We start from the raw sequence: 16,420 nt of genomic DNA, 5'->3' as shown, positions 1-16,420 counted from the left end.
GTCATCAAAACCACTGGCCAAAGCGCTTGATATAGAAACGTTTCATACCCTGCGCCACCAGGCAGTAGCTCAGCAACGTGGCAACGAGCCACGGGAAATAACTCAGCGGCAGCGGCTCAAGCCCCACCATGGCGCCAAGCGGCGAGAACGGGATATAGATGCCGATGGCCATAATGGCGGCGGTGGTGAGCAAAACCGGCAGCGTCGCGCGGCTCTGAATGAACGGAATTTTCTGCGTTCTCAACATATGCACCACCAGCGTCTGCGACAGCAGCCCTTCGATAAACCAGCCGGACTGGAACAAGGCCTGCGCTTCCACATGATTGGCGGCGAAGACGTACCACATCAGAGCAAAGGTGGTGATATCGAATATCGACGACGTGGGGCCAATCCACAGCATAAAGCGGCCAATGTTCTTCGCATCCCACTTGCGCGGCTTACGCAAAAACTCCTTATCCATTTTGTCCCACGGCAGCGACAGCTGTGAGATGTCGTACATCAGATTCTGAATCAACAGATGAATCGCCAGCATCGGCAGGAACGGGATAAACGCGCTGGCGACTAATACCGAAAACACGTTGCCGAAGTTGGAGCTGGCGGTCATGTTCAGATACTTAATAATGTTGCCAAAGGTCTCGCGTCCTTTAATCACCCCCTCTTCCAGCACCATCAGGTCTTTTTCCAGCAGAATAATATCCGAGGACTCCTTCGCGATATCCGCCGCGCTATCGACAGAAATACCCACATCGGCATCGCGCAGCGCCGGGGCGTCGTTAATGCCATCGCCCAGAAAACCAACGGTATGGCCATTTTTCTGTAGCATCTGCAGAATGCGCGACTTCTGCAGCGGCGTCAGTTTGGCGAACACCGCGCGTTTCTCGACCTCCTGCTGAAGCTGGCGGTCAGTCATTGACTCAACCTTTTGGCCGGTGAGTATGTCGTGCGCATCAATGCCCACTTCAAGACAAATCCGCGCCGTTACAACCGGGTTATCACCGGTAAGTACCTTGACCGCGACACCGTTATCACGCAGTGCGGTAATGGCTTTGCCCGCGCTTTCCTTCGGCGGGTCGAGGAACGTCAACATGCCCTCGACGGTGAGCCCCTGTTCATCAGCTGCGGTGAGCGGCACGTTTAGCGCGGCATCATCCAGCTTGCGGGTAGCGACCAGCAATACCCGAAAACCCTGAGCGTTATAATCTTCGGTTTTCGTCAGCAATAGTTCCCGGCGCAGCGCGTCCAGTTCAACGATCTTGTCGCCCTCACGAATATGGGTCGCGGCTTCGAGCATCTCTTCAACCGCCCCTTTACAAATCAGGCATTTATCGCCATAGCGGCTGTCTTCCACCGAGACCGATACGCGGCGGCGTACAAAATCGAACGGCAATTCATCGAGCTTCACGAAACGCTCTTTTTCCGCCGGCGCCAGCCGCCCTTCCCCATAGCGCAACACGGCTCTGTCCATCAGATTACGCGCTCCGCTTTGGCTGCTGCTATTCAGCCACGCCAGCATTAATACTCGATTGCTTTCCGCGCCGCCAACGTCGAGATGATGCTCAAGGATGATATTGTCCTGGGTCAGGGTGCCTGTTTTATCCGTACACAGCACATCCATTGCGCCAAAGTTTTGAATGGCATTGAGACGCTTAACGATCACCTTACGCCGCGACATGGCAATCGCGCCCTTCGCGAGGTTCGAACTGACGATCATGGGTAACATCTCCGGCGTTAAACCGACCGCCACCGCCAGGGCAAAAAGCGAGGCTTCTACCCAATCGCCTTTACTGAAACCATTAATCAACAACACGATCGGTACCATGATCAGCATGAAGCGGATTAACAACCAGCTCACGCTATTCACCCCGCGATCGAAGGCGGTTTGCGTGCGGGTGCCGACGATCGATTTTGCCAGCGAGCCAAACCAGGTCCGGTCGCCGGTCGCCACCACCACCGCCTGCGCCCTGCCGCTGGTGACGTTCGTCCCCATCAGACAGATATTGCCCATCTCTAACAGACTTTTATTTTTATCCGGCGTCGGTAGACGGTCGCTGCATTTTCCCGACACGCTGGCCATCAGATCATATTTTTCTACCGGAAGTGATTCACCGCTAAGAATGGACTGACTAACAAAGAGGTCCCGTGATTCCAGCAGACGAACATCTGCCGGCACCAGATCGCCTGCGGCAAGGAAAATAATATCGCCCGGCACCAGCTCTTCAATGGGTATTTCCTCCTGGCTGGGGCCAATATTACCCGGCCCGCGGCGCAGTACCGTTGCGGTGGTACGGACCATGGATTTCAGCGCCTGCGCGGCTTTATTGGTCCTGAACTCCTGCCAGAAGCGTAATAGACCACTCAGGCTCACCATCGTCAGGATAATAATAACGCCGGTGAGGTCTGTCTCTTCACCGTTTCGCAGCGGTAGCCAGTAATCGGTAATAAAACTGACTGCCGCCAGCGCCATCAGTACGTAAATAAACGGGTTATTAAATGCCTGCAGTAATTGAATAAAAAACGGCGGCACACGTTCGCGTGCCACTTCGTTGCGACCATAGTCGTCCAGCCGTTCCAGTGCATCGGCGGTCGTTAGTCCCTGCCGACTGCTATTTAAACGTGCCAACGTATGGTCCGGACTATTAAAGGCCTCCGTTTCAATCGCAAAGCTCTTTTTATGCTGCTTATCATTTTCTGACGCAGACCGGTTGGTATTCCGGTTTTCTACTTTCATGTCAGTCATGATTCATCCCCAAATTTAGATGTGGTAATCCCTGCATAAATAAATCATGCATAGTTAGATGTTATTTTTTACACTCACAAATTGCGCGTAGTAGATATTCCTGCGTAGATTGCTTAACCGCAGTGAGATAGCCTTAATGGCCTGTGTGAGCGTGTGTTACCGCGTAAAAGGCGGAGGGAACAGGGCGTAGAAAAATAATAGCATGATGAATTACCTCGCAAAAAAGCGAATTCCAGTTCTCAGGAGGCAATCAGGATTGGGAAAGGATTGCTGCCTGCCGGTTGGCAAACAGCGCAGAATAGATAGCGTCAGTTTGCCTTGATGTTTAAATAAGGGTGACTGTCCAACATATCTCTCCTGTATAAAATTGTGCTTAGTATAGCCCGCCAATAATAGCTGTAAAGTTTAATACTCTCCCCGGTGAGGATTGGTTTAAGAAAGAGATCAAATGTTATTAGAAAAGCAAAGCCCCATTTATCACGGGGCCTCTATGTTAATCAAAGACGCTATTAATGATCGCGGTGACCACGGCGGTACTGAGAGCAATCAGAACCAGATCGTCACCCACCACCCGCCACTCATAGCCAGGATAATAAGGTAATTGGTTGAGCATCGAGGCAGGCACCGTTTTTTTGGCAATGCCCGGAGGTAATGGTTTTCCACGCGCGAGATTTTTCGCAATCCCCGGAGGCAGCGCTTTATAGCCGGTCAAGCCGTAGTTCACCGCTAGCGCGCGAGCGGTGGTATAGCTGATATCACTATCGACGTGATCCGGTTTGCCGTAATTCTTACGCTGGCCCTTGCCGCCGCCGTTATCGCTTTGGCTGGCGCTATGACCATGATTACCTTTATCGCCATGATAGATGTTTTTACCGCTATTGCCATGTTCACCATTGCCATTACCGTTCCCGGGATTAGCAAGCGCCGGTGCCGCGGCCATCGTTACCGACATCACCATTGCCAACGCCGTTTTTATTGCCTGACGCTTTAACATATTCTTTTCCCTGGTAGACATAGATACACACTGCAAATGTAGGTGATTTTCACCGAAGTCACCATTTCTCTTAGTCTGATTGATCGCTGCTGGTCGTTTACTTCAATTCTGCCGTCTGTGCTGACAAAAAAGCAGCATATTTATCATCTATCAGCGTATTAAACATGATTTCCGACTGTTAAATCGCCACACCGCTCACAATTAAAAATTTAAAACCATTAACAACCAATTAACATTAGCAGGCAAACATTTCTCCTGAGGAAAATAATAATATGTCTACTACCCAGGTTCTCGGCGACGCCTCCTTTAGCCCGCCAGGACAACATCCCGATAGCTTAACCGCGCGTATCGACGCTCTGCCCTCCTCCCCCGGTCTTTGGTCCTTTATCACCCTACTGGCATTAGGCGGCTTTTTCGAACTCTACGACCTGTTCCAGACCGGTTATATCAGCACCGGCCTGCTCGCCGAGGGTATTTTCCATACCGGGAAAGATGGGGTATTTGGTATTGCCGATCAGGCAGCCTTCGCTTCCTCGACCTTTATGGGGCTGTTTATCGGCGCCAGTTTGCTCGCGCCGCTGGCGGACAGACTTGGACGCCGCCTGACCTTTATGTTCGCGCTGGCGTGGTATGGCATCTTTTCGCTGATTATGGCGCTGCAAAATAGCGCTGAAGGGGTTATTTTCTTTCGTTTCCTGGTGGGGATCGGCCTGGGAATTGAACTGGTGACTATCGATACTTATCTCAGTGAATGGATGCCGACGCATTTACGTAATAAAGCCTTCGCTTACGCCTTCTTTATTCAGTTTCTCTCGGTACCGACGGTGGCGCTGATGTCCTGGCTACTGGTGCCAATGACCATTCTCGGCCTGAGCGGCTGGCGTTGGGTGATTATTCTCGGCGCACTGTGTTCACTGGTCATTTGGGTTATCCGCAAAAAGCTGCCGGAATCCGCCCGCTGGCTGGAAAGCAAAGGTCGCCACGATGACGCGCACCGGGTTATGGGTGAAATGGAACAACGCTGCGGTTTATCGCCTTCCCGGCGCCATGCCAGTCCGGCGGTAGCGGTGCCGCAACGCAGCAATTTTAAAGCGATATGGGCGCCGCAGTACCGTCAACGCACCCTCATGTTAATGGTGATGAACTTTTTCCAGGCCATCGGCTTCTTTGGTTTCGGTAACTGGCTGCCCGCGCTGCTCTCCGGCCAGGGCGCCAGTATTACCCATAGCCTGCTGTACGCCTTCTTTATCACTCTTGCTTATCCACTTGGCTGCCTGTTCTGTACTCGCTTTGTCCATCGTTTTGAAAACAAATGGCAAATTGTTCTGTCAGCGCTGATGACGGTGATCTTCGGCACACTGTTCGCTTTACAAAATAGTCCGGTACTGCTGGTTATCTGCGGCTTTATGATCACCTGGTCCAATGCCTGGCTCACCATCAGCTATCACGCCTATCAGGCGGAGGTGTTCCCTACCCACATCCGCGCCCGGGCGGTGGGCTTCTGTTACTCCTTTAGCCGTCTGTCCACCGCGGTTACCAGCATTATGATTGGCGTGATCCTGCAATATGCCGGAACGCCGGGCGTGATTAGCTTTATCGTCGCCAGTATGCTGATGGTCATGCTGTCGGTAGGCATATTTGGGCCAAGAACCCGGGGTATTCGTCTGGAGAATATTTAAAGCTCACCAACGCCGCCGGTTGCCCGTTCGGCGGCGTTGCGTACGAGTATTTTTTCTTGATAGCGCAGTAAACATGGCAGCAGCAAGGCGCTAGCGCCGCTAAATGCAATCAACCCAGTAGACGCCTGCTGACTCATCTCGCCGTCGGCCAGCCACAGTGAGCAGAGCATAAAAGCAAGTGCCGTACTGAATGACATGACACCGCCTTGCAGAGTGGTAAATCCCGCGCGCCAGTCATCGTCCGGGAAACGAATCGCCACCGCCGAGGAGGCAACCAGCCGGCTATAAGATGCCCCAAGGAAGGTAATCATAAACAACCAACTCGCGCCGTCCAGCCACAGGACCATCAGCAAACTGATGATAAAAACTGCGGTTGCCGCCAGGCTCAGCCGATAGCCGCCAAAGCGTTGACACAGGCTGCCGCTCAACTTTGTCGCCGCGAATCCCGCCATACCGCCGAGAAAGAATAACCACGGTAGCGCCTCGCTGCTTGCCCGCATATTGCCCAGCAGCAAAGGCACCAGGATCGGCAGTAATAGCATCGGGCTAAACTGGGTTAACGCATTGCCGCTGGCAAATAACAGCATCGTTGGCGTGATGCGTATCTTTGTACCAGAGCCAGCGCCGCCGGAAGCCTTCGGCAGACCAACATAGATCATGATGAGCGCCAGCAGGCAGAGAACGCCAATCAATGCCGGCGCCGTCTGCCAGCCGAAACGTTCGCAGAGAAACAACATGGCAGGCATGCCGATAATACTGACCAGCGAAAAGGCAGAGATGACCGTGGCCAACAATCGCGCGCGATGTTTCTGGTCCGCCGCGTTGATCAGTAAACTGCTGGCCACCCCCATCGTCATTCCGCCGAGGAGCCCGGCCAAAAAACGCAGTATCAGCAACAATATAAAGTGCTGGGTAGCCAGAACCATCAGCGTTAATGCTCCCAGTAAGGCCATATTAACCAGTAGAAACTTACGCGGATTTAGCTTTCCCACCAGGCGCCACGCGCCGATTCCAGAAATGACCGACGCAAGCGTATAAATACCGCTGACATAACCTGCCCAGCTCACCGGCACCTGAAAAGCTGGCGCCATGTAGACAAATAGCGGATTAAAAATCATATATTCGAGCGCGTTGGTAAATTGGATAAAAGCGATGATCGCGCCCATTCGCCGTAGATTTATGGTCATTACACGTCCTCTCATCAGGGGAAGCGTCAGTTTATCGGCTAGTAATAAAGCGCATAAGCCGGTAAAAATGGGCTGGTTAATTATCAAAAATGGGATAATCAGCGGTGAGTAAACTGGATTTGAATGCACTACGCGTGTTTGTGAATGTCGTGGAAAACGGCAGCTTCAGCGGGGCGGCGCGGGCATTACGTATGCCTTCGTCAAATGTCAGTCGCCAGATTTCTCAACTGGAAGAAAAACTGCAATTGCGCCTTATCCAGCGCAGCACCAGACACATGCATCTCACCGATGCCGGGCAGGCTTTTTTTAATAGTATGCGCCCCATGCTTGATCAGCTCGCGGCAACCGAAGCGGCCTTAACTCAACAGCAGGCCGATCCTGAGGGGCTGTTGCGCTTATGTCTTCCCAACGAGATTGGACCGACGCTTTTTGGCCCCATGCTGGCGCGGTTCGCCATGCGTTATCCCAAAATCGAAGTAAGCTGTGTGATCAGCCTTGCCGGAGCCGACGCGCTTAAAGAAGATATCGACATTGCCGTCGCCATCGTCCGAGGCAAAATGGAGGATGCCAGCTATATCGCCAGGCCATTGGCGACATTTCCCTGTTGTGTTGTCGCTGCGCCTTCGCTGCTGGAAAAATGCGGACAGCCAGTACGTTGCGAGCAACTTACCTCGCTTCCCTGCATCACCACCGTCAGCGCGCTGAAGGGGCAAGCCTGGCAATTTATCACCGCACGAAACGCGTTTAAAAAAGTGAACGTCCAGGCTCATTTTCGGGTGAATAGCGGAGAGATCGCCCTTCATGCCGCCGTCGCCGGCGTAGGTTTCGCCATCCTCGCTGAACAGGCTTGCCGCCCGTTTATCGCCTCAGGTCAGTTAAAGGTGGTTGAACTGGAGCTACCGCCGGCACCGCTACATTTAGTGGCGCTGTATCGCGAACGCCACTTTTTACCAGCCCGATCTCGCGTCTGGCTCGATTTCATGCAGCAGCATTTGGCCGCCAATTAAATTTGCGGCGCTTCGCCAAAAATCATCTGCGCATCGGCGAAACATTTTTCCGCCAACGACGACACCGGCTCCTGGTTGCGCATGATAAGCGCAAGCGTGGAATCAACCTCGGTTTCCCCGATAGGCATAATCGCCAGATTGTCGCTCAGCGCCTCCAGGCCGTTATTGAGCGGCATGATGGCGCAACAGATCCCGGCCTGTACCGCCTGGATTATCTGAAATGTCGAATCGCTTTCAAAGACATATTTCGGCGTTAACCCTTTGGCTTTAAAGCTCATTTCAATCGATTCACGATAATACATTCCCTTGGTAAGGAAACCGAGCGGCAGCCCCGCTAATGTCTCCCACTCGGGTATGCCTGCGTCAAACTGGAAATGGCGACTGTCGTGCAGCAGGCCCATTCGCGTTTTCGGCAGCCAGGTGACGTTAAATAATGCGCTATCGACGTGGTGCAAATAGCAGATGCCTAGATCGAGCTGATTACGGCTGACGCCGTCAATAATTTGCTCAGAGGTCATCGACAGCAGACTGAACTGTAGTTCAGGGTATTTTTCCGCCAGCGGTTTGATCAGCTGCATCGGGTTCAGGCTGGCTAACGGCACCATGCCTACGCGTAACTGGCCCACCATCTGGCCGCGACAAATCGCCGCTTCAGCCGCCAGGCCGTCGTGCGCCGCCAGCAGCGCCCGCGCCCAGGCCAGAATGCGTTCCCCTTCCGGGGTGAAGCCTTCGAAGCGTTGGCCGCGCTGAATCAGCGTGAGATTAAGTTCGTCTTCCAGGTTGCGAATGCGCATTGAAAGCGTCGGTTGGGTGATATGGCAGGCCGCCGCGGCCTGGCCGAAATGGCGCGTCTGATCGAGCGCGATCAGATATTTCAGCTGTTTAATGTCCATCTTAACTTCCAGAATAGTGACGTCCGCGGGTCAGTGGTGGACGCGATGCAGAACACAGCTGCGATAAGATATGTTATTTAAATGTTACTTGCGGTAGGGGCTGATTTCAAGATGCCATTTGCCAGTGGCCCGATCGCAGGCCACTGGCAATATTCAGCAAATTAACGCAGACCGGGGACGGCGCGCACCTCTTTCGAACGCAGCGTCAGGCGGATAGGAACTGATTTGTACGACGGCGTGCCGCTCTCTTCATCGATGTAATCCAGCGGCACCAGCACGTTGGCTTCCGGGTAATAGGCGCCAACGGTGCCCGGCGCAATGCTGTAAGCAACCACGGTGATATCCTCAAGGCGCAGGTCGCTATCCGGCAGCGCGGTGAAAATATCGACGCGGTCGCCATGCTCCAGCCCCTGCTCGGCCATATCCTGCTCATTCATAAACAGCACATCGCGGCGGCCAAACACTCCGCGATAGCGATCGTCCATCGCGTAAATCGTGGTGTTGTACTGATCGTGACTGCGCAGCGTAACCAGGCGCATCACGTCGTCGCCGTCAACGCGGAAGTTCTCATGGACGCCTTTGAACACCGAGAACATCGCTTTGCCGGTCGACGTCGGCCAGATCCGCTCGGTTGGCGGCAGCGGCATACGGAAACCGCCCGGATGACGAATACGTTCGTTATAATCCTCGAACCCGGGGATAGTCTGCTCGATGAGATCGCGGATGCGGTCGTAATCAGCCACCAGCGATAACCAGTCGATCTTACTGTTCGGCAGCGTCGCCGCCGCCATCCCGGCGACGATAGCCGGTTCCGAGCGCAGACGATCAGAGGCCGGTTTCAATTTGCCGGATGAGGCATGGACCATCGACATCGAGTCTTCCACGGTAATCGACTGACGTCCGCTCTCCTGCATATCGAGTTCGGTGCGGCCCAGACAAGGCAGAATAAAGGTCTCTTTCGCCACCAGTAGATGCGAACGGTTCAATTTGGTGCCGATGTGCACGCTAAGATCCAGCCCGCGCATCGCCGGGAACGCCCGTTCATGATCCGGCATCGCCACCGCGAAATTACCGCCAAGACAGATCAGCGCTTTCGCGTCGCCGGCAACCATTGCCTGCAGCGCTTTCACCGCATCGTGGCCATGTCCGCGTGGAGCGACAAAACCGAACACGCTTTCGAGGTTATTCAGAAACTCCGCACTCGGTTTTTCGGTAATGCCGACGGTACGGTTGCCCTGCACGTTAGAGTGACCGCGCAGCGGGCAGATCCCAGCCCCCGGTTTGCCGATATTGCCGCGCATCAGCAGAAGGTCGGCAATCAACCGGACGTTAGAGGTGCCTTTGTTATGCTGGGTGATCCCCATGCCATAGGTCACGATAGTGGCGTTGGATTTGGCGTAGGCAATGGCAACGCGCTGCAGATCGTCGCGGGTTAATCCGGACTCACGCTCAATTTCCGGCCAGCTGGTCTGACGTAAATCTTCGGCAAAAGCCTCGAAGCCCAGGGTGTGCTCGTTAATAAACGCCTGGTCCAGCACCTGGCCCTGGTCCGCTTCGATCTCCAGTAATGCTTTAGCGATCCCTTTCAGCGCCGCGGCATCGCCGCCCGCTTTCACCTGGAAATAGGTTGAGGCGATATTCGTCGAACTGTAGGTTGCCATTTCGATGACGTTCTGCGGGTCGGCAAAACGTTCCAGCGCCCTTTCACGCAGCGGGTTAAAGACGATAATCGGCACACCGCGGCGGGACAGTTCATGCAACGTGCCCATCATGCGCGGATGGTTGGTTCCTGGGTTGTGACCGATGGAAATAACCAGTTCGGTTTTATCAAAGTCGTCCAAAGACACCGTGCCTTTGCCGATGCCGATCGATTGCGGCAGACCGACGCTGGTCGCCTCGTGGCACATATTGGAGCAGTCCGGGAAGTTATTGGTGCCGAACTCGCGGGCGTAAAGCTGGAACAGATATGCCGCTTCGTTAGAGGCGCGCCCGGAGGTATAGAACTCAACTTCATCGGGCTGCATGCCCTGTAATACTTCGCCAATGCGGGCAAACGCGCTTTCCCAGGAGACCGGGCGCAGCGTGTCGCTCTCACGATCGTAAGACAAGGGATGGGTAATACGTCCGTAACCTTCCAGTTCAAAGTCGCTTTTCGCCAGCAGTGAGGTCACGGTATTGGCGGCGAGGAACTCTGGCGTCACGCGTTTGCTGGTGGCTTCCCAGGTAACCGCCTTCGCGCCGTTCTCACAAAACTGGAAGGTTGATTTATGTTCTTTATCCGGCCAGGCGCAGCCGGGGCAGTCAAAACCGTCAGGCTGGTTGGTACGCAGCAGCGTGACCGGGGCGTCAAGCGCGTCCATTTGCGTACGCACGGCGATGGCGGTCGCTTTTAACGCACCCCATCCACCCGCTGGGCCATCATAGGGATGAACACCGGGGACAGCGCGTTTTTTCTTATTCATATGAACTCCTGAATACTCTCTTCAGCTAACGGATGTTATTAACAACATTGGTCACGATTTTTTGCGGCGATGTTAAATAACCACATTAATTAAGCGGGAAATACCACATTTCATTTTCCAACGAATAGCAAATGACAGGGTTAACTCGTTGTTTTTAATCTTTAACTAAATGTCTGGTTAAAATGAAATGAGCAAATTTACTCGTTAACTAAATAATAACATCTCATTTCGTGTTGTATAATAGATGTTATCTATCAGGTGTTAAATTTAACCTATTTGATAATTAAAGAATTATTTTTAAACTTTATTATCAAGGGCATTAACATATTTCAATGCCCGTCAACGCCGTAATTTAATTGTCATCAACAGGAGGCTTTACGCAGGTAAAGCCGTATCCGCTATGCAGAAAATATTCCATAAATACAATGAAGTAATGTCGTACAGGGGTGAGCCATGTTCGGATTAGATGCCTTTTATTTAGCCAGGATACAGTTTGCATTTACTGTATCTTTCCACATCATTTTCCCCGCTATTACCATTGGTCTCGCCAGCTACCTTGCGGTACTGGAAGGGCTGTGGTTAAAAACAAAAGAGGATACCTACCGCCAGCTTTACCATTTCTGGTCAAAAATATTTGCCGTTAATTTTGGTATGGGCGTCGTTTCCGGGCTGGTGATGGCCTATCAGTTTGGCACTAACTGGAGCGGGTTCTCGCAGTTCGCCGGTAGTATTACCGGGCCGCTGTTGACCTATGAAGTCCTGACCGCCTTCTTCCTCGAAGCTGGCTTTCTTGGCGTCATGCTGTTCGGCTGGCATCGCGTCGGCCGCGGCCTGCACTTCTTCGCGACCTGTATGGTGGCGCTGGGCACGCTGTTTTCCACTTTCTGGATCCTCGCGTCCAATAGCTGGATGCACACGCCCCAGGGCTACATTATCGAGAATGGCATCGTGGTGCCGGTAGACTGGCTGAAGGTCGTTTTTAACCCTTCATTCCCGTATCGCCTGCTGCACATGTCTACCGCCGCCTTCCTTGCCAGCGCCTTTTTCGTCGGCGCTTCGGCAGCCTGGCATCTGCTGAAAGGCAATGATACGCCGGCAATCCGCAAGATGTTCTCGATGGCGCTGTGGATGGCGCTGATCGTCGCCCCCATTCAGGCGATGATTGGCGATGCGCACGGCCTGAATACGCTCGAACATCAACCGGCAAAAATCGCCGCGATTGAAGGGCACTGGGAGAATAAACCGGGTGAAGCCACGCCATTGGTGCTGTTTGGTCTGCCGGATATGGATGAGGAGCGCACCAAATATAAAATTGAGGTTCCCTATCTTGGTAGCATCATCCTGACCCATAGCCTCGATAAACAGGTTCCAGCCTTAAAAAGTTTCCCGAAAGAAGATCGCCCAAATTCCACCATTATCTTCTGGTCGTTCAGGGTGATGGCAGGGCTCGGTATGTTAATGGTACTGCTCGGCGTGGTCAGCGCCTGGCTGCGTTGGCGTGGCCGGCTCTACACCTCAAAACCGTTCCTGCGTTTTGCCCTGTTGATGGGCCCTTCCGGGCTGGTCGCGCTACTGGCTGGCTGGTTTACTACTGAGATTGGCCGTCAGCCGTGGGTAGTCTATGGCGTTCAGCGCACCCGGGATGCGGTCTCCGCCCATGGCGATCTGCATATGTCCCTCAGCCTGCTGGCCTTTATCGTGGTCTACGCCTCGGTGTTTGGCGTCGGCTACGTGTATCTGATTCGCCTGATAAAAAAAGGGCCGGAAAGTGCGCACACGCCAGAAGACCCGACTCAGAACCAAACTCCAGCCCGCCCGCTGTCCGCGGTACGCGAACCTATGAATACTTCGGGGAGAAAATAATATGGGTATCGACCTGTCAATTATCTGGTTCACGATCATCGTTTTTGCCACCCTGATGTATATTGTGATGGACGGTTTCGATCTCGGGATCGGCATTCTGTTCCCGTTTAATAAAAATGAAACCGACCGCGATATGATGATGAATAGCGTGGCGCCGGTGTGGGACGGCAATGAAACCTGGATGGTGCTGGGCGGCGCGGCGCTGTATGGCGCGTTTCCACTGGCCTACGCGGTGATTATCGATGCGCTCAGCATCCCGTTAACCGCCATGTTACTGGGTCTTATTTTCCGCGGCGTAGCGTTTGAATTCCGCTTTAAGGCGACGCCGGAACATCGTCCGTTGTGGGATAAGGCGTTTATCGGCGGCTCGCTACTGGCGACGTTTAGTCAGGGGATCGCCGTAGGCACCCTGCTCAACGGCCTCAGCGTCACGGGTCGCGAATTTAGCGGCTCGACCCTCGACTGGCTGGCGCCCTTCCCGCTGTTTTGCGGCATCGGGCTGGTGATTGCCTACGCCTTACTGGGCTGCACCTGGCTGATAATGAAAACCGAAGGCGCTCTGCATCGCAAAATGTCTGAGCTGGCGATCCCACTGACGCTTGCTTTGCTGGCAGTGGTCGCCATTATCAGCATCTGGACGCCGCTGACTCACCCGGAAATCGCTCACCGCTGGTTTACCTTCCCCAATATCATCTGGTTTATGCCGGTGCCGTTGCTGGTGCTGGTTTGCTGCTGGGGGATTGTCCGTAGCGCCTATAATCGTCAGGCCAGCTATGGGCCGTTTTTACTCACCCTGGCGCTGGTGTTCCTCGGGTTCAGCGGCCTTGGGATCAGCATCTGGCCGAATATTATTCCACCGGCAATCTCAATCTGGCAGGCCGCTTCGCCGCCGCAGAGTCAGGGCTTTATGCTGGTCGGCGGATTGCTGATCATTCCGGTTATTTTGATGTACACCTGTTGGAGCTACTACGTGTTCCGCGGCAAAATCAAACCCGATGAGGGGTATCATTGATGGCGACTCAATCTGATAAAACGTTAACGACGCATCATCGTCCGTTCTGGCACAAACTGATGTGGCTGGTGATTATCTGGGGGGCCAGCGTGCTGGCGCTCGGCGTGGTCGCCACCTTCTTTAAGCTATTGATGACGGCGGCAGGAATGCGCACTCACTAATACTCAACGCCGGACGGGCTGACCCGCCCGGCGTTTTTTTATGTAAGGTTGTAATAACGGTCGGGCTGCATTTTTTCCGGTAACGGATGTTGCCCGGTCATATCCATCAAATTACGTTCAATGGTATTGCACATTGCATTCAGCGGCAGGTCGTTGGCCGAGGTGCCAAACGGATCTTCCAGCTCTTCCGCCAGGGAATCCCATGACAGGAAGGTGTAGGAGATAAACACCGAAACAAACGGCGTCATGTAATGCAAATCCCCCACCAGCGCGAAGGGCAATAACGCGCAGAAAAGATAAACGGTACGCTGCAAAATCAAGGTGTAGGCAAACGGCACTGGCGTGCTCGCCAGACGCTCGCAGCCTCCCAGGACATGGGCTAACTCATCGAGTTTATTATCCATCAAGCCGTAGGTAATATCGCTGAGCTTACCCTGCTCGCGCAGCTTACCTAACTCATTACCAATCAATAATAATATTCGGTTAGTCGGCATTGAGCTGGCGAGAATTTCCGCCACTTTTTCTTTCGGCAACAAGCGATAGAGGTCAACCGCCGGGTCGGTTTTACGCAGCTGATGCTTAAGGCTCCAGCTGAACGCCACCAGATAACTGACTAACGTTTTATGCGTTTCCTCCTCAGCGGGAAGGATATTTTTCAATTGCCTGACCAGGGTTCGTTCGGCAATCAGCACGGTTCCCCATAAATTACGCGCCTCAACGAAACGGCTGTAGCTCGCGCTATTACGAAAGCCGAGAAAAATCGCAATCGCGATCCCCAACAGGCTAAATGGCGCAACGGTTAAGTGAATGCCAAGTTGTTCATACCATTGATAGCTGATGATGGCGATGACCGACATCAGAACGTTCAATAACAGACGGAAAACAATTTTTGACAGCACGGAACCGTGCCAGTCAAACAGACGAAAAAACCAGTGTTGTTCTGGCCGGATGATCATTGTATTACTTCCTGAAGACCCAATGATGCTCAGTACATACCCTAATGAAAAATGATGGGTATATACCCGTCATACTTCAAGTTGCATGTGCGTTGGCAATAACTCGGCCCATCCCTGGGCCTCGCCCTTACGGGCGCAGTGAACTGCGTTCAAATTCGTTCCTGACGAATTTGTCCTCGCTCACCCCAGTCACTTACTGGAGTAAGCTCCTGGGGATTCCCTGCGTCGCCGCCTTCCTGCAACTCGAATTATTTAGGGTATAGATATTATCTATTAAGCCATTGGTTAATTTTATTGTACACAAACACGACATCGCGTTGATAACCGCCATTAATTAGCGATGAATTAATGGTGGTTTAATTATGGGCTCTTTTTATTTTCCATGCAATATACGGCCTGCAAGCAGGCCGGAGAAATAAACTATCAGTAACGGCTTAATGGCCGATATTATGCAGGGTTATTCAGCCTGGCGGCTGGATAATTCTTCAAGTAGCGTCGCGGAAGGTACAAAGAACAAACTGCCGGTAACCGGGCGGCTATAATCGAGCAGTCGATCGTAATTACCGGCAGGGCGACCGACGAACATGTTTTCCAGCATCTGTTCGATGGGCGCCGGGCTGCGCGCATAACCGATAAAATAGGTCCCAAACTCGCCCATGCCGGGCTTGCCGAACGGCATGTTGTCGCGCAGGATTTTAATCTCCTCGCCGTTCTCTTCAAGGGTGGTCAGCGAACTGTGCGAACAGCTGGGTTTGACATCGGCATCCAGTTCGATGTTGGTCATTTTTTTACGCCCGATAATACGCTCCTGCTGTTCGACGGTTAACGCATTCCAGCCCGCCATATCGTGCAGATATTTCTGAACAATCACGTAGCTACCACCGGCGAAATCCGGGTCTTCGTCACCGATAATGGTGAAATCCGCCGCCGCGCGCCCCTGCGGGTTTTCGCTACCGTCAACGAAACCGATCATCGCCCGACGGTCGAAATAGCGGAAGCCGTGAACTTCATCGACGACCGTTACGGCATCCCCCAACTTATCCATCAACTGCGTCGCCAGCTCGAAGCTAAGCCCCATATCATCGGAACGGATATGCAGCAGCAGATCGCCCGGCGTAGAGACCGCCACGCGCTCTCCGCTGCCCACGCGGCGGAAAGGATGCAGTTGCTGCGGGGTGGGTTGACCAAACAACTGCGGCCAGATCTCAGCGCCAAATCCGCAGATGCAGGAAATCCCCGCCTCCGGCATGCGGGTACCAACGGAACGCACCACCGCGGCAAAATCATCGCACCAGTCGCGCACGCGGCTCAGGCTCTCAGCGCTGCGCGCTACGGTCGCGACGATGAATATCGCCGTTCGCGGCAGCGGTAAAGTAATCGCCTGAGGTTCGTTAATTTTCATATCATCCTCTGTTATTGCCAATTAACGGCAAGGTAGCGTTGGCTCCTGCAGGCAGGAGTCGAAAGTT

12 protein-coding genes are annotated in these 16,420 nt (G+C 53.4%); 5 read left to right on the top strand and 7 right to left on the bottom strand.

The window, feature by feature from the left end; genetic code table 11:
- Positions 1-4: 4 nt before the first annotated feature.
- The gene (gene mgtA / locus ABLU86_RS06260; protein ID WP_348795995.1) at positions 5-2,737 is read right to left on the bottom strand and encodes a magnesium-translocating P-type ATPase; all 2,733 of its coding nucleotides are present in this window, start codon (positions 2,735-2,737) and stop codon (positions 5-7) included.
- A gap of 493 nt (positions 2,738-3,230) precedes the next feature.
- A complete protein-coding gene (locus tag ABLU86_RS06255; protein ID WP_032705814.1) occupies positions 3,231-3,731 on the bottom strand; it encodes an anti-virulence regulator CigR family protein in 501 nt (166 codons plus the stop codon).
- A gap of 272 nt (positions 3,732-4,003) precedes the next feature.
- Here ABLU86_RS06255 and ABLU86_RS06250 point away from each other — a divergent pair, with 272 nt between their 5' ends.
- Entirely contained in the window at positions 4,004-5,410 is a 1,407-nt protein-coding gene (locus ABLU86_RS06250; protein WP_103825775.1) for an MFS transporter, read from the top strand.
- Here ABLU86_RS06250 and ABLU86_RS06245 read toward each other — a convergent pair.
- Positions 5,407-6,597, bottom strand: coding sequence for an MFS transporter (locus tag ABLU86_RS06245; protein WP_241233061.1), 1,191 nt, complete (start codon positions 6,595-6,597; stop codon positions 5,407-5,409). The two genes, ABLU86_RS06250 and ABLU86_RS06245, sit on opposite strands and share 4 nt — an antisense overlap.
- Before the next feature lie 104 nt (positions 6,598-6,701).
- Between ABLU86_RS06245 and ABLU86_RS06240 the strand changes: the two genes are divergently transcribed.
- Positions 6,702-7,604 carry a LysR family transcriptional regulator gene (locus ABLU86_RS06240; protein ID WP_163311806.1) on the top strand — a complete coding sequence of 301 codons (903 nt, stop codon included), beginning with the start codon at positions 6,702-6,704 and terminating at the stop codon, positions 7,602-7,604.
- Here ABLU86_RS06240 and ABLU86_RS06235 read toward each other — a convergent pair.
- Together ABLU86_RS06235 and ABLU86_RS06230 are read right to left on the bottom strand one after the other, a co-directional pair.
- Complete coding sequence (locus tag ABLU86_RS06235) at positions 7,601-8,497, bottom strand: LysR family transcriptional regulator (RefSeq protein WP_015366507.1); 897 nt, start codon at positions 8,495-8,497, stop codon at positions 7,601-7,603. The genes ABLU86_RS06240 and ABLU86_RS06235 overlap by 4 nt on opposite strands.
- 161 nt (positions 8,498-8,658) lie before the next feature.
- Positions 8,659-10,959 carry an FdhF/YdeP family oxidoreductase gene (locus tag ABLU86_RS06230; protein WP_348795994.1) on the bottom strand — a complete coding sequence of 767 codons (2,301 nt, stop codon included), beginning with the start codon at positions 10,957-10,959 and terminating at the stop codon, positions 8,659-8,661.
- 453 nt (positions 10,960-11,412) lie between these two features.
- Here ABLU86_RS06230 and ABLU86_RS06225 point away from each other — a divergent pair, with 453 nt between their 5' ends.
- From ABLU86_RS06225 to ABLU86_RS06215, 3 genes are read left to right on the top strand one after another with little or no spacing between them, the layout of a single operon-like run.
- Entirely contained in the window at positions 11,413-12,822 is a 1,410-nt protein-coding gene (locus tag ABLU86_RS06225; protein ID WP_015366505.1) for a cytochrome ubiquinol oxidase subunit I, read from the top strand.
- A gap of 1 nt (position 12,823) precedes the next feature.
- The gene (gene cydB, locus ABLU86_RS06220; protein WP_020078720.1) at positions 12,824-13,834 is read left to right on the top strand and encodes a cytochrome d ubiquinol oxidase subunit II; all 1,011 of its coding nucleotides are present in this window, start codon (positions 12,824-12,826) and stop codon (positions 13,832-13,834) included.
- Positions 13,834-13,995: a DUF2474 domain-containing protein gene (locus ABLU86_RS06215; protein ID WP_064568862.1), complete on the top strand. Its 162-nt coding sequence runs from the start codon at positions 13,834-13,836 to the stop codon at positions 13,993-13,995. Before cydB ends, ABLU86_RS06215 begins: the two co-directional genes overlap by 1 nt.
- Before the next feature lie 38 nt (positions 13,996-14,033).
- On the opposite strand, the gene ABLU86_RS06210 is transcribed toward ABLU86_RS06215, so the two are convergent.
- Both ABLU86_RS06210 and ABLU86_RS06205 read right to left on the bottom strand, forming a co-directional pair.
- Positions 14,034-14,951, bottom strand: a complete 918-nt coding sequence (locus ABLU86_RS06210; RefSeq protein ID WP_015366502.1) for a bestrophin family ion channel — start codon at positions 14,949-14,951, stop codon at positions 14,034-14,036.
- Between the two features lie 457 nt (positions 14,952-15,408).
- Positions 15,409-16,353 (bottom strand): Dyp-type peroxidase, encoded by a 945-nt coding sequence (locus tag ABLU86_RS06205; RefSeq protein ID WP_015366501.1) that lies wholly within the window; start codon positions 16,351-16,353, stop codon positions 15,409-15,411.
- Between the last annotated feature and the right edge of the window lie 67 nt (positions 16,354-16,420).

The organism is Klebsiella sp. JN_Kp121 (genome assembly GCF_040062145.1).
Lineage (GTDB): Bacteria > Pseudomonadota > Gammaproteobacteria > Enterobacterales > Enterobacteriaceae > Klebsiella > Klebsiella aerogenes.
This window is presented reverse-complemented; position numbering and strand designations above follow the sequence as displayed.